The organism is Embleya sp. L77 (assembly GCF_055557415.1).
On the sequence record NZ_CM145709.1, the window covers coordinates 5,978,950 to 5,999,539 of the forward strand.

General features: G+C 71.2%; 15 protein-coding genes. 7 read left to right on the plus strand and 8 right to left on the minus strand.

Annotation, left to right across the window (positions count from 1 at the left end; all coding sequences use genetic code 11):
* Nucleotide 1: 1 nt before the first annotated feature.
* Both ACZOOI_RS25520 and ACZOOI_RS25525 read left to right on the plus strand, forming a co-directional pair.
* Complete coding sequence (locus tag ACZOOI_RS25520; protein WP_465278019.1) at nt 2-1,033, plus strand: FAD binding domain-containing protein; 1,032 nt, start codon at nt 2-4, stop codon at nt 1,031-1,033.
* Complete coding sequence (locus ACZOOI_RS25525) at nt 1,030-3,222, plus strand: xanthine dehydrogenase family protein molybdopterin-binding subunit (RefSeq protein WP_465278020.1); 2,193 nt, start codon at nt 1,030-1,032, stop codon at nt 3,220-3,222. The genes ACZOOI_RS25520 and ACZOOI_RS25525 overlap by 4 nt, the downstream gene beginning before the upstream one ends.
* An 80-nt stretch (nt 3,223-3,302) precedes the next feature.
* On the opposite strand, the gene ACZOOI_RS25530 is transcribed toward ACZOOI_RS25525, so the two are convergent.
* Together ACZOOI_RS25530 and ACZOOI_RS25535 are read right to left on the minus strand one after the other, a co-directional pair.
* Nucleotides 3,303-5,084, minus strand: a complete 1,782-nt coding sequence (locus ACZOOI_RS25530; RefSeq protein ID WP_465278021.1) for a sensor histidine kinase — start codon at nt 5,082-5,084, stop codon at nt 3,303-3,305.
* Between the two features lie 271 nt (nt 5,085-5,355).
* On the minus strand, nt 5,356-5,949 hold the full coding sequence (locus tag ACZOOI_RS25535; protein ID WP_465278022.1) for a protease: 594 nt from the start codon (nt 5,947-5,949) through the stop codon (nt 5,356-5,358).
* Between the two features lie 254 nt (nt 5,950-6,203).
* Between ACZOOI_RS25535 and ACZOOI_RS25540 the strand changes: the two genes are divergently transcribed.
* The 4 genes from ACZOOI_RS25540 to ACZOOI_RS25555 all read left to right on the plus strand — a co-directional run bounded on the left by ACZOOI_RS25540 (nt 6,204) and on the right by ACZOOI_RS25555 (nt 11,116).
* Nucleotides 6,204-7,157, plus strand: coding sequence for a GlxA family transcriptional regulator (locus tag ACZOOI_RS25540; RefSeq protein ID WP_465278023.1), 954 nt, complete (start codon nt 6,204-6,206; stop codon nt 7,155-7,157).
* A gap of 332 nt (nt 7,158-7,489) precedes the next feature.
* Nucleotides 7,490-9,256, plus strand: coding sequence for a glycoside hydrolase family 13 protein (locus ACZOOI_RS25545; protein WP_465278024.1), 1,767 nt, complete (start codon nt 7,490-7,492; stop codon nt 9,254-9,256).
* Between the two features lie 263 nt (nt 9,257-9,519).
* The gene (locus ACZOOI_RS25550; protein ID WP_465278025.1) at nt 9,520-10,692 is read left to right on the plus strand and encodes a N(5)-(carboxyethyl)ornithine synthase; all 1,173 of its coding nucleotides are present in this window, start codon (nt 9,520-9,522) and stop codon (nt 10,690-10,692) included.
* Between the two features lie 121 nt (nt 10,693-10,813).
* Nucleotides 10,814-11,116: a hypothetical protein gene (locus tag ACZOOI_RS25555; protein ID WP_465278026.1), complete on the plus strand. Its 303-nt coding sequence runs from the start codon at nt 10,814-10,816 to the stop codon at nt 11,114-11,116.
* 285 nt (nt 11,117-11,401) lie between these two features.
* On the opposite strand, the gene ACZOOI_RS25560 is transcribed toward ACZOOI_RS25555, so the two are convergent.
* Nucleotides 11,402-11,869, minus strand: coding sequence for a hypothetical protein (locus ACZOOI_RS25560; protein ID WP_465278027.1), 468 nt, complete (start codon nt 11,867-11,869; stop codon nt 11,402-11,404).
* Between the two features lie 494 nt (nt 11,870-12,363).
* Between ACZOOI_RS25560 and ACZOOI_RS25565 the strand changes: the two genes are divergently transcribed.
* Nucleotides 12,364-13,215 carry a Gfo/Idh/MocA family protein gene (locus tag ACZOOI_RS25565; RefSeq protein WP_465278028.1) on the plus strand — a complete coding sequence of 284 codons (852 nt, stop codon included), beginning with the start codon at nt 12,364-12,366 and terminating at the stop codon, nt 13,213-13,215.
* 330 nt (nt 13,216-13,545) lie between these two features.
* On the opposite strand, the gene ACZOOI_RS25570 is transcribed toward ACZOOI_RS25565, so the two are convergent.
* From ACZOOI_RS25570 to ACZOOI_RS25590, 5 genes are all read right to left on the minus strand, one after another.
* Nucleotides 13,546-14,883, minus strand: a complete 1,338-nt coding sequence (locus tag ACZOOI_RS25570) for an MFS transporter (protein WP_465278029.1) — start codon at nt 14,881-14,883, stop codon at nt 13,546-13,548.
* Nucleotides 14,884-16,306: 1,423 nt separating this feature from the next.
* Complete coding sequence (locus ACZOOI_RS25575) at nt 16,307-17,344, minus strand: N-acetylglucosamine kinase (protein WP_465278030.1); 1,038 nt, start codon at nt 17,342-17,344, stop codon at nt 16,307-16,309.
* Nucleotides 17,332-18,630, minus strand: coding sequence for a 6-phospho-beta-glucosidase (locus ACZOOI_RS25580; RefSeq protein ID WP_465278031.1), 1,299 nt, complete (start codon nt 18,628-18,630; stop codon nt 17,332-17,334). Before ACZOOI_RS25580 ends, ACZOOI_RS25575 begins: the two co-directional genes overlap by 13 nt.
* Complete coding sequence (locus ACZOOI_RS25585) at nt 18,627-19,532, minus strand: carbohydrate ABC transporter permease (RefSeq protein WP_465278032.1); 906 nt, start codon at nt 19,530-19,532, stop codon at nt 18,627-18,629. The genes ACZOOI_RS25580 and ACZOOI_RS25585 overlap by 4 nt, the downstream gene beginning before the upstream one ends.
* Before the next feature lie 88 nt (nt 19,533-19,620).
* Nucleotides 19,621-20,586 carry a carbohydrate ABC transporter permease gene (locus tag ACZOOI_RS25590; protein ID WP_465278033.1) on the minus strand — a complete coding sequence of 322 codons (966 nt, stop codon included), beginning with the start codon at nt 20,584-20,586 and terminating at the stop codon, nt 19,621-19,623.
* Between the last annotated feature and the right edge of the window lie 4 nt (nt 20,587-20,590).

Consider the following 20,590-nt stretch of genomic DNA (forward strand, 5'->3'; position numbering starts at 1 on the left):
GATGCGTTCCTTCACCTACACCCGTCCGGCCGAACCCGCGCGAGCCTGGGCCGACCTCGGCCCGGACGCGATGTACATCGCCGGCGGCACCAACCTCGTCGACCTGATGAAGTGCGGTGTGGCCGCCCCGACCCGGCTCGTCGACATCGGCCGACTCCCGCTCGCGGACATCACGGTGGACGCGGCCACGGACACGCTCCGGATCGGCGCCCTCGTACCCAACAGCGACCTCGCCGCGCATCCGGTGGTGCGCGAGCGCCTGCCGGTCCTCTCCCGCGCGCTGCTGGCCGGCGCGTCCCCGCAGTTGCGCAACCTGGCCACGCTCGGCGGGAATCTGTTGCAGCGCACCCGATGCGGATACTTCCGCGACCTCGCGATGCCGTGCAACAAGCGCACGCCCGGCAGCGGATGTGCCGCGCTGGACGGCGAGCACCGCGGCCATGCGGTGCTCGGCACGAGCAGCCGGTGCATCGCCACCCACCCCTCCGACCTCGCCGTCGCGCTGCTGGCGCTGGAGGCGCGGGTGTCGATCGACGGGCCCAACGGCCCGCGCGTCGAGCCGATCGAGGCGTTCCACCTGCCGCCGGGGGACACCCCCGAGCGGGAGACCACGCTGACCCACGGCGAACTGATCACCGCGGTGGAGGTGCCGATGACGGCGCTCGGCGCCCACTCGCACTACCTCAAGGTGCGCGAGCGGGCCTCGTTCGCGTTCGCGATGTGCTCGGCGGCGGTTGCGCTGGAGGTGCGCGAGGACACGGTACGGGCCGCACGGATCGCACTCGGCGGCGTGGCGACGACGCCGTGGCGGGCGTACGCGGCCGAGGCGGCGCTGATTGGCGGCCCACCGAGCACCGGTGCGTTCGCCCGGGCGGGCGACGCCGCCACGGAAGGCGCCGTGCCGGGCCGGGACAACGGCCACAAGGTCGAACTGATCCGCCGCGTCGTCGCCCGCGCCCTGAGCACCCTGGCGGCCGGCGACCCTCCGGCGGCCGGCGAAGCCCCTGGCCCTGCGGAAGGGGAACACCGATGAGCCCGCACCCCACCCCGTGGGTCGGCGCCGACGAACCCCGCGTGGACGGCCCGGCCAAGGTCACCGGTACCGCGACCTACACCGGCGACGTGGAGCTGCCGGATCTTGCGCACGCGGTGCTGGTGCAGAGCACGATCGCCAAGGGCCGGATCACCGGGATGGACATCGCCGCCGCGGAGACCGCACCCGGCGTGCTCGCGGTCTGCACCTCCGACGGGTCGTTGGGCATCGGCCGGGTCGCCTCGTTCTACTCGGCCGACGGCGGCCCGATGGGTGACGGCCGCGTCCCGCTGTCCGATCCGGTGATCCACCACCACGGGCAGCACATCGCGATGGTGGTGGCCGAGACGCTGGAACAGGCGGTGGCCGGTGCCGAGCGCATCCGCATCCGCTACCGCCACGAATCGCCGCTGGTCCGGATCGAGGACGCCATTTCACAGACCCCGCCCGGTCGGGAGGACATCGTCCGCGGCGACCTGGCGACCGGTCTCGCGGTGGCCGACGTGACGGTGGAGGCGTACTACGAGACGCCGCCGCAACACATGAACCCGATGGAGCCGTGCACGACCACCGCGCGCTGGTTGGGCGACCGGCTCACGGTGTACGACTCGACGCAGTACGTGTACGGCGTGCGGGACGCGCTGGCGACCGCGTTCGGGGTGCCGGCGGCGAACGTGCGGGTGTTGTCCGACTTCGTCGGCGGCGGTTTCGGCAGCAAGGGCACGGTCTGGCCGCACGTACTGCTGGCCGCGGCGGCGGCGCGGCTGGTGGGCCGGTCGGTCCGGCTCACGCTCACCCGGCCGCAGATGTTCACCTCGTGCGGCACCCGGCCGGCGACCCGCCAACGGATCGTGCTCGGCGCCCATCGGGACGGCCGGCTGACCGCGATCGGGCACGACGGCACGTCGGCCACCTCGCCCGGGGAGAACGTGGTCGAGTCGACCGGTGGCCTCACCTCGATCCTGTACGCCTGCCCCAATGTGACGATCCGTCAGCGCATCGTCCGGCTGGACATGCAGGCGCCGACCTTCCAACGGGCCCCGGGGCGGGCGCCGGGATCCTTCGCACTGGAATCCGCACTGGACGAGCTGGCTCACGAACTCGGCCTGGACCCGGTCGAGTTGCGGATGCGCAACCACGCCGACGCGGACCCGTCCTCGGGCCGGCCGTGGTCGGGCAAGCACCTTCGGGAGTGCTACCGGATGGGCGCCGAACGATTCGGCTGGGACCCGGCCGACCGCACCCCCGGCACCCGCCGCGAGGGCGACATGCTGATCGGCACCGGAATGGCGTCCGCGACCCACGAGATGGACCCCGGCGCCGCCTCGGCCTACGCCGAACTACGCGTCGATGGCACGGCGGTGGTCGGCGTCGCGTCGCACGACATCGGCACCGGGACGTACACCGTGCTCGGCCGGATCGCGGCGGACGTGCTGGGCCTGCCGGCGGAGCGGATCATCGTCCGACTCGGCGACACCGATCTGCCCGAGGCGCCGCCGTCGATCGGCTCGCAGACGGTCGCCTACGTGGGCCCGGCGATCCGGCGCGCCTGCGAGGCGGTGCGCGACAACCTGCTCGCGGCGGCCGTCGCCGATCCCGAATCGCCGCTGTACCAACGGGAGATCGACGCGATCGAGTTCGGGCCGGAGACGTTCGTCACCGAACTGGCCCGGATGGGGGAGCCGTCCGTGTCGGCGGTCGGCCACCACCACCCGGACGCCAACTCGCGCTATGCGGTGCACTCCTTCGGCGCGCAGTTCGCCGAGGTGGCGGTGGACGCGCTCACCGGTACGGTCCGGGTGCGTCGCATGGTCGGCGCGTTCGACATCGGCCGGGTGATCAACCCGCGTACCGCGCGCAGTCAACTGCTCGGCGGGATGACCTTCGGCCTGGCCCAGGCGCTGATGGAGGCGACCGTGATCGACCCGCGCCGCGGGCATGTGGTCGAGCCGCACCTGGCGGGCTATCACCTGCCGGTCAACGCTGACATCGGCACGATGGACGTGCTCTTCGTCGGCGAACCGGACCCGCACATCAGCGATCTCGGCGCACGCGGCGCGGGCGAGATCGGCGTCGTCGGCGCGGCGGCGGCGATCGCCAACGCGGTGTTCCACGCGACCGGAGTGCGGGTGCGTACGTTGCCGATCACGCCGGACCGGGTGGTGACCGGCGTGGCCGTCGGCAGGTGACTCGCGATCGGCCGGCCGGCCGGCGTCGGCTCGTCCGGTGGAGTCCGTTTCGCGGTGGGGGCTTTTCTGCCGGTCGGCGTTTATCTCGTGGTGGGTGCCTGGTTCTCGGTTGGCGTTTGCTCCTCGGGGGGCTTCTGTTCCTCGGTCGGCGTCTGCTCCTCGGGGGTGTTCCGTTCCTCGGTCGGCGTCTGCTCCTTGGGGGGTTTCCGTTCCTCGACGGGCGCCTGCTTCCTGGTAGGCGCCTGCTTCTTGGTGAGTGACTGCTTCTTGGTAGGCAACTGCTTCTTGGCGAGCGGCTGCCTCTTGGTGAGCGACTGCTTGATGGGGGGCGTCGTGACGGTCGGTGTTGTGCCGGCGGGGGTTGCGTCGGCCGGTGCAGTGTCGGCCGGTGTCGCGATGGGCAGGGTGAAGGTGATCCGGGTGCCGGCGGTGTGTTCGGGGTCCAGTGCGATCGTGCCGCCGTGGAACTCGACGATCTTCTTGCACATGGCCAGGCCCATGCCGTTGCCCGGATACGCGTCGCGGGTGTGCAGCCTCTGGAAGATCACGAAGATGCGGTCCGCCTGCGCCGGATCGATGCCGATGCCGTCGTCGGTCACCGAGATCCGCCACATCCCGTCCACCTGCTCCGCGCCCACCACGATGTGCACCGGCCGGTCCGGCCGACGGAACTTCACCGCGTTGGCGATCAGGTTCTGCAACACCACGGACAACTGGATGCGGTCGCCGCGCACGGTGGGCAGCGGATCGTGCGTGATCTCGGCATCCGCCTCGCGGATCGCGATGTCGAGATCGCCGACGACCGTCTCGTACACGGCGTTCAGGTCCACCGAGGTCTCGTTCACCGGTCCGCGGCCGACCCGGGAGAAGGCGAGCAGGTCGTTGATCAGGGCCTGCATGCGGACCGCGCCGTCCACCGCGAAGGCGATGTAGCGGTCGGCACGCTCGTCCAACTGCCCCTGATAGCGCTTCTCCAGGAGGCCACAGAAGCTGGCCACCTTGCGCAGCGGCTCCTGGAGGTCGTGCGAGGCGACATAGGCGAACTGTTCCAGATCGGCGTTGGAGCGGCGCAGCTCGGTGGCCTGTTCGTCCAGGCGGCGCCGGGCGTCGTCGGAAAAGGCCAACTCGTCGGCGAGCCGGCGGCGCATCGCCTCCATCGCTTCGGCCAGGGCGCGCAGATCGGCCGGTCCGGTGGGGGTGATCGCGTGCCCGAAATCGCCCCGGCTCACCACGTCCGCATCAGCCACGAGTCGGCCCACCGGCAGCGTGACGCCGCGGCGCAGGCCCGCGAACACCATGATCACGCCCGCCACGATCACCAGCGCGATCGCGCTGAAGACCCACGTGCGCAGATCGCGGACGTCCTGAAGGTCGGCTCGGGCGAGATCGCGCTGACGCTGGAGGCGGTCCACCTGGTCGCGGGTCGCCGTGCGCAGCGCCGCGTAGGGCGACGGGTCGGCGACGGCCGCGCGCACCTCCGCCGGCGGCGTCGTCCCGGGCGAGACGGTCAGGGCCGGGCGGACCACCCGGTCCTCCCACGTGCGGGCGCGCTCCAGCACCACCCGCAGGCGGGCGATCGAGCGGGCGTCGTCACGCAACAGCTCGTGCAGCACGGCGACCTGCTCGCGCTCGGTCTCGCGGCCGACCGAATAGGCGTTCGGGAGAGGTGCGTTGCCGGTCAGGATGTGCTCCCGGATCGCGGCGTCCTGGTCGGCGTACGCGGTTTCCAGGCGCACCGCGGCGATCAGCGCCGGCGAACTGTGGTCGACCAGGTGCCCGTTGACCGAGGTCGATCGCGCGAACACCCAGATGCCCGACAGCGCGAGCAGGGCCAGTACGACCAGCGTCGTGGACACGCCCACGAGCAACCAGCGTCGGGTGTCCCACGTCCGCCGGTGCGGGGCGTGTGTCGGCGACCCCGATCGCGTGCCGGCTTCGTCCGGTTGCTCCACCACATCGTCCCCATCGTCGCGAACCCGCTGCCGTGCCGGCCGTGAGCCCGGACATCGTACGAGGACCGATACCTGCCCGGATCGCGGATTCTTGCACCTGGTGGGGACGTGCGATCGGGTACCACGCGGGGTGGGGTCGGGGACGGGTTGGGGTGGGATTGGGGTGGCGTTGGGGCGGGGGTCAGGCGCCGGTGGTCGAGCCCGGGCGCACGATCATCAGGACCGTCACGGTCGCCCAGAGCAGGTTGAAGATGCCGGTGAACATGGCCAGCCGGACGGTGGCGCGGTGCGCGGCGGACGGTTGGGTGGGCGGGGCGGTTGTGGGTGTAGGTGTGGGTGTGGGATCGGTCGCGGCTGCGAGCGCGGGTTCGGTCGTGCGGACGGGGGTGGGTTCGGCCGTGTGTCCGGGGGTGGGCGCCGGCGCGGGCTCGGTGGTGGCGATGGTGGTGAGGAGGACGTCCTGCCGGGGCAGTACGAGCAGCGCCAGGACCGCCGCGGCGAGCGCGGTCAGCACGATCGAGACGATCAACCAGGTGTCTCCGAGCACGTCCATGTTCAGCGCGACGCCCAGGCCGAAGACCGGTACCACGACGCCGACGACAGCGTAGATGTGGCAGATCTGCGACAGGTTGCGGACGATCGCGACGGCATGTTCGTCGTGCGGGTCGGCGAGGGCGTGCCGGGCGGCGGGCGGAAACATGCTCGCGGCGACCGTCACGGGTCCGATCGCGACGATCGCGGCGAGGACGTGGATGGCGAGGAGGAACTTGGTCACGGACCGAGGCTAGAAGCGGTACCGGGGCGCGACGAGTGGCAATAGTGACACTGTTCCACGGATTCTCGCCACGGGATTCCGGGCTCGGTGGGTGTCCGGTATGTGGGGTCGTCTGTTGCTGTTGCTGTTGCTGTTGTTCCTGTTCCTGTTCCTGTTCCTGTTGCTGCTGCGCCTGCGTTCGTGCGTCGGTGTGCGGGTGTGTTCGCCGAGTCGGCGACTTTGGCGGGAATCGGGCGGACCCATAGATTATTGCCATGCATACCGTCGCCATTCTGGCCCTCGACGGCGTCATCGGGTTCGATCTGACCACGCCGATCCAGGCTTTTGGACGCTCCCGGTTGCCGGATGGGCGGCCCGCCTACCGGGTCCGCGTGTGTGCGCTCGAGGCGGGGGCCGAGGTGGACGCCGGGGAGTTCACGCTGCGCGCGCCGTGGGGGCTGGAGGCGCTGGCCGAGGCGGACACGATCGTTTGTCCCGGCAGGGCCGACCCGACCGAGCCCACGCCTGCGGCTGCGGTCGCCGCGCTGCGGGAGGCCGCGGCGCGCGGGACCCGGATCGCGTCGATCTGCGTGGGCGCGTTCGTACTCGCCGAGGCGGGCCTCCTGGACGGTCTGCGGGCCACCACGCACTGGCTCGGCACGGCCAAGCTGGCCGAGTGTTATCCCAAGATCGCGGTGGACCCGGACGTGCTCTACATCGACAACGGCTCGATCCTCACCTCGGCCGGTGCCGCCGCCGGTCTGGACCTGTGCCTGTACATGATCCGCCTCGACCACGGCTCGGCGGTGGCCGCGGACAGTGCCAGGGACGCCGTGATGCCCCTCGAACGTGCGGGCGGCCAGGCCCAGTTCATCGTGCACGAGCCGCCGGCCCCGGACGGCGCGAGCCTGGAACCGCTGCTCGGCTGGCTGCGCGAGCACAGCGACCGCGAACTGCTCCTGGACGACATCGCCGCGCAGGCCGGAATGAGCGCGCGGAGCCTGAACCGGCACTTCCGCGAACAGACCGGCACCACCCCGCTGCAATGGTTGCACCGGGTCCGGATCAGCCGAGCCCAGCACCTCCTGGAAACCACCGCCCACCCGGTGGACCGGATCGCCACCGAGACCGGCTTCGGCTCGCCCACCGCCTTCCGCGACCGCTTCAAACGCATCACCGGCACCACTCCCCAGTCCTACCGCCGCGCCTTCCGGACCCGTAACACCTGACCCCGGCTCCTGCCGACCGCCAACCGCCGCCCGCTGCCCCCCACGCCGGTCACCGTCCGCCCCGCCCCGCTCGCCGTACGCGCGTTCGCGCTCCGCCCCGCTCGTCCGTCCGACCCGCCGCCCGCCGCCCGCCGCCCGCCGCCCGCCGCCCGCCGTACGCGGTACGCCGCCCGCCGCCCGCCGTACGCGGTACGCCGCCCGCCGCTCGCCGTACGCGTGTTCGTGGGGCTCGTCGGTCGGTGGGTCGGTGAAGTGGGGCCGGGTGGGGCAGGACTCACGGTGGGCTCGGACGGATTTGTCGGGGCGTGATGTGGAGGGGACGGGATCGAGGGATGACGCTCGACGGTGTGGGGGCTGCGGACGACGTGTGGTGGAAGTCCGCCGTGGTGTATCAGATCTATCCGCGCAGTTTCGCCGACTCCGACGGCGACGGGATCGGCGACCTGGCCGGGATCACCGCGCGGCTCGACTACCTGGCCGACCTCGGGGTGGACGTGTTGTGGCTGTCGCCGGTGTACCCGTCGCCGCAGGACGACAACGGCTACGACATCAGCAACTACCGGGATATCGACCCGATGTTCGGCACCCTGGCCGACTTCGACCGGCTGCTCGCCTCCGTACACGAGCGCGGGATGCGGCTGGTGATGGACCTGGTGGTCAACCACACCTCCGACGAGCACCCGTGGTTCCGCGAGTCGCGCGAGGGGCCGAACAGCGCAAAGCGGGACTGGTATTGGTGGCGGCCGGCGCGCAAGGACGTTGGTACCGCGGCGGATCGCACGGGGGAGGAGCCGCCGAGCGCGGGGGCGCCGGGTGCCGGGGTGCCGGGTGCGGAACCGAACAACTGGGGGTCGTTCTTCTCCGGGTCGGCGTGGCAGCACGATGCCGCGAGCGGGGAGTACTACCTGCACCTGTTCTCGCCCAAGCAGCCCGACCTCAACTGGGAGAACCCCGAGGTCCGGCAGGCCGTGTACGCGCTGATGCGATGGTGGCTGGATCGCGGGGTCGACGGCTTCCGGATGGACGTGATCAACCTGATCTCGAAGGACCCCGACCTCCCGGACGGCCGGCTGCACGGGGACGGCCTGTACGGCGACGGCTCCCCGTACTACGTCTGCGGCCCTCGGGTGCACGAATACCTTCAGGAGATGCACCGCGAGGTCTTCGCCGGTCGGCCCGAACGCCTGCTCACTGTGGGCGAGATGCCCGGGGTGACCCTGGAGCACGCCCGGCTGTTCACCGATCCGGCCCGCGGCGAGGTGGACATGGTCTTCCAATTCGAGCACGTGGGCCTGGACTTCGACCGGAACAAGTTCGACGTGCGGCCACTGCGGCTCACAGACCTCAAGACCTCGCTCGGCCGCTGGCAGACCGGCCTCGCCGAGACGGGCTGGAACAGCCTGTACTGGAACAACCACGACCAGCCCCGGATCGTCTCCCGGTTCGGCGACGACGGCCCCGAACACCGGGTGCGCTCGGCGACCATGCTGGCCACCGTGCTGCACCTGCACCGCGGCACGCCCTACATCTACCAGGGCGAGGAACTGGGCATGACAAACGCGCCGTTCGCCACGATCGAGGACGTGCACGACATCGAGGCGCTGGGCCACTACGCGCAGGCGGTGCGGGCCGGCGAGGACCCGGACCGGGTACTGGACGGCCTGCGCGCACGGGGTCGGGACAACGCCCGCACGCCGATGCAGTGGGACGCGTCCGAGCACGCCGGCTTCACCACCGGCACGCCCTGGTTGCCGGTCAACCTTAACCACACCACGATCAACGCCGTTGCGGCGGTGGCGGATCCGGACTCGGTCTATCACCACTACCGCCGGCTGATCGCCCTCCGGCACACCGAACCGGCGGTCGTGCACGGCGACTTCACCATGCTGCTCGCGGACGACGAGCGTGTGTACGCATTCACCCGCCGGTACCACGACACCACGCTGCTCGTGCTCGCCAACTTCACCGGCGAGGCGGTGTCGATACCGGCCGAGTTGGCGGCGGAGTGGGCGCAGGCGCCGCTCCTACTGGGCAACGCGGGGCCGATCGACGAGATGGTGCTGCGCCCGTGGGAGGCCCGCGTACATCGGCACGTGTAGCCGGCCGAGAGGCCGGATGCGGACGGTGTGCGAGGACTGTCGTTTCCGTCACCATCCTTGCCGTCGTGCGTCGCCGGTTGTGGTGAGGGGCACGGCCTCGACGGTCGGCGCTCGGGAGAGGGGCGGGCCGCGGTCGAGGTCGTCGAGTCGTCGAGTCGTCGTATCGGGCGATCGGGCGTATCGGGCGTATCTGGCGTATCGGGAGTGGTGCGGCGGGTGTGCGGTTTCCAGGGCGGATACTTGAGGTCTACCTAAGGAATCTCATGATTCGCAGGACTCGCATGACCCTCGGCATTCTCGGCACCTCCTTGAAGGAGAACGAGCACCGGTTGCCGATCCACCCGCTGCACATCGAGCGGATCGCCCCGGACGTGCGCGAACACCTGTTCCTGGAGGAGGGGTACGGCGAGCGCTTCGGTGTCGCCGACGCGGAACTGGTTCGGCACGTGGCCGGTCTGCTGCCGCGTAAACGGTTGCTCGCGGAGAGCGACGTGGTGCTGCTGCCGAAACCCACCCACGAGGACGTCGCCGCGCTGCGCGACGGCCAGGTGTTGTGGGGCTGGCCGCACTGTGTGCAGGATCCGACGATGACCCAGCTGGGCATCGATCGAAAGCTGACGATGATCGCGTGGGAGGAGATGAATCACTGGACCGCGGCGGGCGCGTTCAGCGTTCACGTCTTCCACAAGAACAACGAACTGGCGGGCTACTGCTCGGTGTTGCACGCGCTGTCGCTCGGCGGCGTGACCGGCAGCTACGGTCGCCGGATGCGGGCGGCGGTGCTCAGCTTCGGAGCCACGGCGCGCGGCGCGGTGATAGCACTCGAGGCGATGGGCGTTTCGGACGTGACCGTACTCACCGCGCGGGACGCGGTGGCGGTGGCCTCGCCGATGCCCTCGGTCGTGATGGGCCACTTCCGGTTCGGCGAGGACGATCCGACGCGGTTGGACGCGCTCACCGAGGACGGGCCGATGCCGCTGGGCACCCACCTCGCCGGCTACGACATCGTGGTGAACTGCATCCGGCAGGACACCGACGCGCCCTTGACGTTCGTGCTGAACCGGGACCTTCCGGAGTATCGGCCGGGGTCGTTCTTCATCGACGTCTCGTGCGACGACGGCATGGGCTTCGAATGGGCCCGCCCGACCACCTTCGAGGAGCCGACTTTCACGGTCGGTGACAACTGCCACTACTACGCGGTCGACCACAGCCCGTCCTACCTGTGGGACTCCGCGACGTGGGAGATCAGCGAGGCGCTGATCCCCTATCTCGGCACGGTCATGGACGGCCCGGCCGCCTGGGACGCGGACTCGACCATCGCCAAGGCGATCGAGATCCGCGACGGCGTTGTGCAGAACCCGAAGATCCTCAGTTTCCAGCACCGGTCCGCGGATTACCCGCACCCGAGGAACGCCGCGGTCCACGCGGGAGGATGACGCGGATGGTTGCCGGGGACGATTGCCGCGGACGGTTGTCGTGGCCGGTTGTCCTGGCCGGGGATGGGGGACGATGCGGATTCGGGTGGTGGGCCGGGAGGAGGCCGAGCCGAGGAGGGTCGTGTTCACGTCCGGGATCGGCAGCGGGATCGGCAGCGGGATCGGCAGCGGGATCGGCAGCGGGATCGGCAGCGGGATCGGCAGCGGGATTGGCAGCGGGATTGGCAGCGGGATTGGCTACTGGAACGTCGGGAACGGCTTTCCGGATCGGCTGCCGGTCGTGGGTGCGTGCTACGACGTCGAGGTGGATCCGCCGGACGACGTGGCCGAGTGGAGCCGGGGCCGGGACGCCCACCGGGTTCTCGCCCGTACGTGGCGGTGTGGCGGTGTCGGGCCGGCTGGAGCGGGTCGGCCGGGACGGTGAACCGCAGGTCGTGATGCGGCTCGGCCTCGGGATCATGACGATCGACGTGGCACGGGGATTCGAGGAACTGTCCGTGGGCGACGTGATCCGTTTCGAGGCTCCGTGGCTCGAACTCTGGCCGTACGTGGTGTGAAGACAAGCGCCGAAGGCCCCCGCGGATGAGGTGGGGGCCTTCGGCGTTGGTTCTATTTATGTTGCGTATGTTGCTTCGTACGTACCGTGCGTTGTGTGCGTTGTGTGTGTTTCGTGCGTTGCTTTGTGTGTGTTGCCGGCGTGGCTAACCGGTCACTTCTTGTGCCAGAGGCGTCGGTGGGCGCCGCCGGATTCGGTGTGTGTCCGGGGCTCTGCGGGGGTGTCGGCGGACCAGGTGGTGTCGGACTCGTCGGCGCCCGCGGGCTCGTTCCCGGCACGCTCGGCGCGAGCCTCGGCCTCTGCGGCCCGCTCGCGTGCCTTGGCCGCGTCCTCGCGGGCGGCTGCGGAGTCGCGTTCGAGGGCGGCCCGGTCGAGGGCGCGCCGCTCGCGGTTGCGCCGGGCCCGGCGCAGCCGTGCCTTCCCGCCCATCAGGACCAGGCCGAGGCTGAAGATCAGGCCCAGAGCCAGGCCCGAACAGAAGATCGCCAGCGAGTTGAGCGTGACCATGTCGGTGCCGAAGATGCTCACCGTGTACTCGGGTCCACCCGAGGTGTTGTAGGCGATCAGCAGAGCCGCGAACGCTCCGGCGCACGCGGCGAGCAACAGTCCCAGAAGGAACATGGCTTCACCTTTTCCAGAGGGCGATGACCCCCCGCAGTCAGCGCATACCCGCTCATCCATCCCCCACACGGCCGACCGTGTCCGCCAATCCCGACGCGGGAGACAACCGGCGGTCGGGGCGGAGGCGGCGGGGGCGCGGGGGCGGCGGGGGCCGCGCGAGACGGCGGGGTGGCCGGGTGGCGGGGCCGGGTGCCGGCGAGTGGTGCGGCCGCCGGTTTCGGGTCGCGGGGCGCGGGGCGATGCGGGCGGGGCGGTACGTGGGTGGTGCGGGCGGGGCGGTACGTGGGTGATGTGGGCGGTGCGATGCACGGACTGGGGGCGTGGTGCTGTGGCGTGGCGGCGCGAGTGGATGGCGGTGGGGCGAGCGGGTGTGCAGGGCGCCGGGTGTGCGGGGCTAGGGTCGGGCGACTTGGTTGTTGTTCGGAGGGGACGTCCGGAGCATGCGTCTTGCGTTTGCCGGGTTTGCGCACAGTCACCCGTTCACGGATGCGGGTGTGGCCCGTGACCTGGGGGTGCGGCGGATCGATGGCTGGGATGCCGGTGAGCCGGAGCGGTTCGCGGCCTTTCGGGAGCGACACGTGTGCGAGCCGGCCGGGTCGCTCGTGGAGTTGCTCGACCGCCGGCCGGACGCCGTGGTGGTCACGGTGCGGCCGGCGCTGATCGCGGACACCGTGGCCCGGATCCTGCGGGCGGGCGTGCCGTGTTTCGTGAACAAGCCGGCCGCGTCCTCGGCCGCCGCGCTTGCCGAGTTGGATCGGGCCGTGGCCGGGTACGAGGAGCGTTTCCTGACCACGTCCGTGTTGCGCTTCGCGCCTGCCGTGACCGAGTTGGCCGAACGGGTCGCGGACCGCCGGGTGCTGAGCGCCCGGGCGCTGGTCCGGCACGACATCGCCGGTTTCCTGACGCCCGAGCGCGCCTGGCAGGACGACCCGGCCGAAGGCGGCGGCACCCTGGTCTCGCTCGGCCTGCACGGCGCCGAACTCCTGGACGCGGCGGCCGGCCCCGGCGCGCGGGTACTGGCCGCGACGGGCTCCGTGCTGGTCCACCCGACGACCCGCTCGGAGGACGTCGGCGCGATCCTGCTCGGCTGGCCCGACGGGCGCGTGGGCACGATCGAGGTCGCCGGGGTGGGTGGCGACGAGGTCTACGAGGTGGCCGTACAGACCGAGGACGGCGTCGAGACCGCCCGCCTCGGCGGCGCCGACTGGCAGGAGGCCCTCGGCTACCGCGCGACCATGCGCGCCGTACTCGCCATGGCCGCAGGCGCCCCGTCCCCCGTCCCGTGGTCCCGTACCCGAGCAGTCCTCACCTGCGTCACGGCTGCAGCCGGTCTCGCCCGCGCCTGAGCCCACCCCTGCGCCCCGGCGCACCGGCCCCGCGTACGGATCCGGCGTATCGATCCTGCGCCGATCCCGGGCCGAGCCCGGGCCGATCCTGCGCATCGAGCCCGCGGGTGGTGGGGGAGCGGCGCGGGCCCGACCGCCGGCGTGGACACGAAGCAGTGAGTGCGAGGTGCGGCCGCAGCTGCTCTGTGGCTGGTGCGCCCCGCTTGCCGCACTTGCTGCTTGGGTGCTCGCGCTTGCTTTCCGTGGCGCGTTTGGTGCTGCCCGACGTCCGTGCCCCTGCGCCGCGCTCGCCTTTCCGCGTGCGGTGTGGTGTGCCGTCTTGTGCCCGGTTCAGGGCTTTGGGTGGGGCTTTGGGTGGGTGCTTTTGTGGAGGATCGGGAGGGAGGCCAGGAGGAGGATGGGGAGGAGGAGGAACGCGATGCGGACCGGCATCAGGTCGGTGGCCAGGCCGAGGAGGAAGGGGGCGCCGCCGGCGGCCAGGGTCGTGGCCACGGCCAAGCGGGAGACGGCAAGGTCGGCTCGGCCGTCGGCGGCGCGGATGGCGGCTGCGGTGGCGAGTGGGAACTGTACGGACATGCCCAGGCCGGAGACGAACAGGCCGAGGTAGGCGAGCCAGGGGACCGTGGCCGACCAGAACAGGGCGAAGCCGACCAGGTTCACCGCGACGGCGCTGCCGTACAGCCGGTCCAGCGGTATGCGCAGGGCGAGCCGACCGCCGGCCAGGCGACCCAGGCACAGGCCGGCCACCACGGCGGTCATCGCGGTGGCGGCGGCGCCTTCGGACATGCCGGTGCGGTCGCGCAGCAGCGTGGAGGCCCACAACGACAGGGAGAACTCGACCCCCACCGAGCACACGGTCAACAGCCAGGCCCACCAATACGCGGCGGGTAGGGACCCACGCGATGGCGAGGTTGGTGATGTCGGTGAGGTCGGCGAGGCTGACGAGGCCGGTGATGTCGGTGAGGTTGGTGAGGTTGGTGAGGTTGGTGAGACGGGCGTAGGCATCTCGGCCGAAGCCGTCTCCGGGGCGGTAGAGGTGCCCGACGAACCCGATGAGATCGACGGGCCCGGAGTGGTTACCGGCGCGCCTGCCGAGGACGTTCCCGGGGTCACCAGATCCGGTATCTGCGTTCGGCCGAGGCTCACGGCCAGCGTGCCGAAGAGCAGTGGGACCACCACCATTGCCCAGCGCCAGCCCGGTCCGGAGGAGTCCATCACGCCGATCAGCAGGGGCGCGGCCATGCCGACCCCGGCCGCCAGGCCGTTGGCCTCGTTCAGGGCGCTCGGGCCGGCGATCGGGCCGTGGTGGTCCGCGAGTGCCGTGCCGGCCACGTTGACCACCAGGAACGCGCCGAAGCCGCACAGCAGCGCCGCGCTCAGCGACACCGCCGGCGTCCCGGCCGCGCAGTACGCCAACACGCCCGCGCTCAATAGTGCGCAGCCGGCCCACAACGTGCGTCCGCGCCCGAAGCGGCGCATCGGCCGGTCGCCGAGCAGCGCGATCAGTACGCCGGCCGCCGCGTACGCCGTACTGTGCAGTGCCGCCACCGCGTTGCTTACGCCCAGGTCGTCGCCGAGCAGCGTGACGGACGGGCCGAAGCAGTACAGGAAGTAGCCGAACGCGGCCATGTGCAGATACAGCAGCCAGGTCGCGCGGTCACGGGTCAAGCCCGATACCGAACCGTCGGTCACGCGAAATCGCCCACTGTCGTCCTCGTCCGCATCATGTGGGTCCCGTCGCGGATGGTCCCGCCCCGCCGGGATCGTATGCGACCGACGTGAACACTCGGGACGCCGCCCGCCTCTGCCCGCACGGGAGCGCTCGGGACCGCTCGGGCTGGGCCGTACGTCGTGGTGGGGCAGGTCGCACGTCCGCTTCGCGGCCGGGGTCCGGTCCGGTGCTTCGCATCCGTGTTGCTCGTCCGCTACGCGGCCGGTGGTGCTGGGGGTGGGCGCGACGGGGTGGCGGCGGAGCCGTGTCGGTGCGACCGAGGTGCACCCGCCTGGGATGTCGGCGGTGGGCGGGGACGCTGCGGCGATTGTGGTGCCTTTCCGCCGGTGGGAGCGCGCTCGGGTCGGATTGTGCGTGGTGGTGTGGTGGGGTGGTGGGGTGCGCGTCCGCTTCGCGGTCGGGGTTGGGTTCGGTGCTTCGCATCCGTGTTGCTCGTCCGCTACGCGGCCGGTGGTGCTGGGGGTGGGCGCGACGGGGTGGCGGCGGAGCCGTGTCGGTGCGACCGAGGTGTACCCGCTTGGGGTGCCGGTGGTGGGCGGGGACGCTGCGGCGATTGTGGTGCCTTTCCGCCGGTGGGAGCGCGCTCGGGTCGGATTGTTCGTGGTGGTGTGGTGGGGTGGTGGGTGCGCGTCCGCTTCGCGGCCGGGGTTGGGTTCGGTGCTTCGCATCCGTGTTGCTCGTCCGCTACGCGGCCGGTGGTGCTGGGGGTGGGCGCGACGGGGTGGCGGCGGAGCCGTGTCGGTGCGACCGAGGTGTACCCGCTTGGGGTGCCGGTGGTGGGCGGGGACGCTGCGGCGATTGTGGTGCCTTTCCGCCGGTGGGAGCGCGCTCGGGTCGGATTGTTCGTGGTGGTGTGGTGGGGTGGTGGGTGCGCGTCCGCTTCGCGGCCGGGGTTGGGTTCGGTGCTTCGCATCCGTGTTGCTCGTCCGCTACGCGGCCGGTGGTGCTGGGGGCGGGCGCGACGGGGTGGCGGCGGAGCCGTGTCGGTGCGACCGAGGTGTACCCGCTTGGGGTGCCGGCGGTGGGCGGGGACGCTGCGGCGATTGTGGTGCCTTTCCGCCGGTGGGAGCGCTCGGGCCGGGTCGGGTTGTGCGTGGTGGTGTGGTGGGTTGCGCGTCCGCTACGCGGCCGGTGGTGCTTGGGGTGGGGCGCGTCGCGTCGGGGGCGGAGCCGTGTTGGTGCGACGGGGGTGAAGCCTGGGGTGGCGGTCGGTGGGCGGTGAGGTTGCGGTGGTTGCCGGTACCTCCCCGCCCACGCGACGCCGGTCGGGTTCGGCTGTGAGCCTCGCCGAGCGCGCGGGCGATGCTTCGCGCCGCGCCGGCCGTCTCCCGTCGGTACGCAGGCGACCCGTGTTGGGGGTCAGGCCGTACGCCCCCAGCTGGTTCGCAGGAGGTGCTCCGCCTTGCCCGTGGGGTCCTCGGGTGCTCGGCCGTCGGAGCGGAGGCGGTCCAGGCCCAGCAGGGCCGCGCCCACCACCGGTGGATCGACGGCCACCCGCAATACCGCTCGTGGCGCGGAGTGCAGGATCAGGCGGGAGACCGCTGCCATCAGCATCGGGGGCTGGGCTGCCAGGACCCCGCCGCCCAGCACGACGTCGGCTTCCTCCGCCAGTAGATCGAGTCGGCCCAGCGCGGTCACCGCCATCACCGCGATCTCCTTGGCCTGCCGCTCGACCACCTCGCCCGCCACCGGATCCCCGGCGTCGGCGATCCGGAAGAGCAGCGGTACCAACTCGTGCAGCCGCTCGGACGGCAACTCGCCCAGATGCACCGCCTCGGCCACGGCGGTCGCCGAATCCAGGCCGAAGTGCCCGGCCGTCGCGGCGGCCAACGCGGTTGCCGGACCCCGACCGTCCTCGGCTCGGACCGACGACCACATCACCTCCTCCATCAGGCCGAGGCCGCCGCCCCAGTCGCCGGTCATCCGCCCCAGCGCCGGGAAGCGCGCGGTCCGGCCGTCCGGCAGCAGGCCCACGCAGTTGATCCCGGCCCCGCACACCACCGCGACCCCGCGTGGCGCGCCCGTGCCCGAGCGCAGCACCGCGAAGGTGTCGTTGCCGACGGTGACCGTGCGGGCCCAGCCGCGATCCTCGAAGTCCTTGCGCAGGTGCAACTCCTCGACCGGCAGGTCGATGTTGGCCAGGTACGCCGCCACGTGCTCCACCGGTCCGGCCCCCGCGGCCGACCGCAGCACCTCCTCGACCAGCGAGGCGATCCGCTCGACCGCCGCGTCCTGGCCGAGTTGGTACGGCGCGTAGCCCGCGCCCCGGCCGCGGCCCCAGACCCGACCGTCCGCGTCGACCACCGCGACGTCGGTTTTGGAGTTGCCCGCGTCGATCGCGAGCACGGCCGGGGCCGAACCGGAGGAATCGGCCCCGCCCTCCGTCACCGGGCCCACGGCAGGTGCTCCTTGCCCGCCGCAAGCAGTCGATCGGCGAGGGCCTCGGCGATGTCGTACTGCCCGACCAGCGGATGCGCGAGCAGCGCGGTGACCACCCGATCGCGGCCTCCGCGCAGCGCGGCGTCCAGCGCGAGTTCCTCGTACGCGGCGACATGCGCGATCAACCCGGAGTGCAGCGGCCCCAGCGGCGCCACCGGCAGTGGCGTCGCGCCGTTCGCGTCGATCCGCGACGGCACCTCGATCACCGCGTCGTCCGGCAGGAACGGCAGCGTGCCGTTGTTGCGCACGTCCGCGACCTGGATGCGCTCGGCGTCGTCGGACCCGGACCCGGAGCCCGTGCCCAGCAGCGCGGCCACCAGGGCCACCGCCGCCTCCGAGTAGTAGGCTCCGCCCCGGCGTTCCAGCAGCTCCGGCTTGGTGTCCAGGGTCGGATCCGCGTACAGCTCCAGCAGTTCGCGTTCGATCGCGGCCACCTGCTGGGCTCGGGACTCGGTGTGCCGCTGTGCGGAGACCACCGCGTCGTGCGCGTAGAAGTAGCGCAGGTAGTAGGACGGCACGGTGCTTTGTGCGCGCAGCAGTTCCACCGGCAGCTCGATGTCCGCGGCGATCGCCGGACCGTGCTCGGCCAGCAGCGTCGGCAGCAGGTCCGGACCGGGCTCGCCGTGCTCGTCCAGGACGTGCACCCCGCGTTCCCAGGTCAGGTGGTTGAGTCCGACATGGTCGAGCCGCACCCGGTTCGGCGCCACGTCCAGCATTGCGGCGAAGCGGCGCTGGAAGCCGATCGCGACGTTGCACAGCCCCACCGCGCGGTGACCGGCGTCCAGCAGGGCGCGGGTGACGATGCCGACCGGGTTGGTGAAGTCCACGATCCACGCGTTCGGAGCGGCCCGGCGCACCCGTTCGGCCGCGTCCAGCACCACCGGCACGGTACGCAGTGCCTTGGCCAGCCCGCCCGCGCCGGTGGTCTCCTGGCCCACGCAGCCGCAGTCCAACGGCCATTCCTCGTCCTGTGCGCGGGCCTCCTGACCGCCCACCCGGAGCTGGAAGAGCACCGCGTCGGCGTCCTCGACCCCCGTGTCCAGGTCGTCGGTCAGCACCACCCGGGCCGGGTGGCCGTACCGGGCCAGGATGCGACGCACCACCGCGCCGACCGGTTCGAGTCGTTCGATCACCGGGTCGACGAGCACGAGCTCGTCGACCGGCAAGGTTTTGTGCAACCGGCCCAGGCCGTCCGCCAGTTCGGGCGTGTAAGTGGACCCACCGCCCACCACCGCGAGCTTCAACCCTTTACTCCCGTCAAAGTCACGCCCTCGATGAACGCCTTCTGGGCGAAGAAGAACACGAGGATCACCGGCGCCATCACAAGAAGCGTGGCGGCCATCATGAGATTCCAATTGACCTGGTGTGCGCCCTTGAACGATTCCAGGCCGTAGGAGAGGGTCCACGCGCCCGGATTCTCGGACGCATACACCTGTGGACCGAAGTAGTCGTTCCAGCAATAGAAGAACTGGAACAGCGCCACCGCCGCGATCGCCGGCCGGATCATCGGCACCACGATCGAGATCAGGATGCGCAACTCGCCGCACCCGTCCACCCGGGCCGCGTCCAGGTATTCGGACGGGATGGTGAGCAGGAACTGGCGGAGCAGGAAGATGGTGAACGCGTCGCCGAAGGCCATCGGGATGATCAGCGGCCACAACGTCCCGCTCAGGTGCATCTGCTTGGCCCAGAAGATGTACATCGGGATGACGATCACCTGCGGCGGCAACATCATCGAGGAGATCACCAGCATCAGCGCCACGCCCCGGAAGCGGAACCGGAACTTGGCCAGCGCGTAGGCCACCGGCAGGCTGGAGACGACGGTGAACAGGGTGCCGAGCCCGGCGTACATCAGCGTGTTGCGCCACCAGGTGCCGAAGCCCGGCGTCTTCATCACCTTGGTGTAGTTGCCCCACTCCCACGAGGCGGGCCACAGGTCGCTGGTCAGCGCCTGCTTGTTGCTCATCACCGAGGTCAGGAACAGGAACACGAACGGCAGGATGAAGAACAGTACGGCGGTGACGGCGAGCGTGTGCACGCCGATCCAGGTCAGTACGCGCTTGCGCCGTTGTGGGCGCGGCGGCGTCCGGGCGGGCGCGAGCGGCGGCGCGATGCCGGCGGCCTCGGCCGTGACGGTCTGGGCCATGGATCCGATCCCTTCTGGGCACGGTGGATCGTCGAACTCGGGCTGCCGGAGCGGGAATTCCGGCTCCGGTGTGATGGTGTGCGGCGTCTCAGTCGTCGTCGAGCAGGCCCGAGCGGCGACGCAGCAGCAGGAAGGTGAACGCCATCGCGATCACGAACAGGAGCAGCGAGATCACGCACGCCGCGCCGGTGTTGAAGGTGGAGAAGCCTTCCTCGTACACCAGTTGCGGCAGCGTCAGCGTGGTGCCCTGCGGGTAGCCCGGTTCGAACGACTGGCCGGAGTTGCCGATGATGCCGCTCGCGACCTTCCCGGCCACCATCGCCTGCGTGTAGTACTGCATGGTCTGGATCACGCCGGTGACCACCGCGAACAGCACGACCGGGGTGATCGCCGGCCAGGTCACGTAGCGAAAACGTTGCCATGGCCCGACGCCGTCCAACTCGGCCGCCTCGTACTGTTCGCGCGGCACGTCGAGCAGCGACGCGGTGAAGATCACCAGCAGGTCGCCGATGCCCCACAGGGCGAGCAGGGTCAGGGCCGGCTTGGACCAGTCCGGGTCGTTGAACCAACCCGGCTGCGGCATACCGACGTTGCCGAGCAGGTGGTTGACCGGTCCGGTGCCCGGGTTGAGCAGGAACGCGAAACCGATCGTGGCGGCCACCGGCGGGGCCAGGTAGGGCAGGTAGGACAGCGTGCGGAAGAGCCCGCCGCCACGCTTGAGCCGGATCGCCAACATGCCCAGGCCCAGGCCGAAGATCACCCGCAAGGTGACCATCACCACGACCAGCCACAGCGTGTTGCGCAACGCCTGCCACAGCGGCGGGTAGTCGTTGAGCACGTAGTTCCAGTTGCGCATGCCCACCCAGACCGGGGCGTTGATCAGGTCGTAGCGGGTGAACGAGTAGTACACGGTCGCGCCGAGCGGATACGCGAAGAAGACCGAGAAGCCGATCAGCCACGGGGACAGGAACGCGAGCGTGCGCAGGTTCCGCCGGCGGCGCTGCCTGCGCAGCGCCGCCGGGACCTCCGCCGCCGCGGGGGCGGTCGTGGTCATCGGA

Excerpts from the sequence above, each read along its gene's own strand:
- ACZOOI_RS25520 (WP_465278019.1), top strand. The coding sequence starts at position 2 with ATGCGTTCCTTCACCTACACCCGTCCGGCCGAACCCGCGCGAGCCTGG.
- ACZOOI_RS25525 (WP_465278020.1), top strand. The coding sequence starts at position 1,030 with ATGAGCCCGCACCCCACCCCGTGGGTCGGCGCCGACGAACCCCGCGTG.
- ACZOOI_RS25540 (WP_465278023.1), top strand. The coding sequence starts at position 6,204 with ATGCATACCGTCGCCATTCTGGCCCTCGACGGCGTCATCGGGTTCGAT.
- ACZOOI_RS25545 (WP_465278024.1), top strand. The coding sequence starts at position 7,490 with ATGACGCTCGACGGTGTGGGGGCTGCGGACGACGTGTGGTGGAAGTCC.
- ACZOOI_RS25550 (WP_465278025.1), top strand. The coding sequence starts at position 9,520 with ATGATTCGCAGGACTCGCATGACCCTCGGCATTCTCGGCACCTCCTTG.
- ACZOOI_RS25560 (WP_465278027.1), bottom strand. The coding sequence starts at position 11,869 with ATGTTCCTTCTGGGACTGTTGCTCGCCGCGTGCGCCGGAGCGTTCGCG.
- ACZOOI_RS25585 (WP_465278032.1), bottom strand. The coding sequence starts at position 19,532 with ATGGCCCAGACCGTCACGGCCGAGGCCGCCGGCATCGCGCCGCCGCTC.
- ACZOOI_RS25590 (WP_465278033.1), bottom strand. The coding sequence starts at position 20,586 with ATGACCACGACCGCCCCCGCGGCGGCGGAGGTCCCGGCGGCGCTGCGC.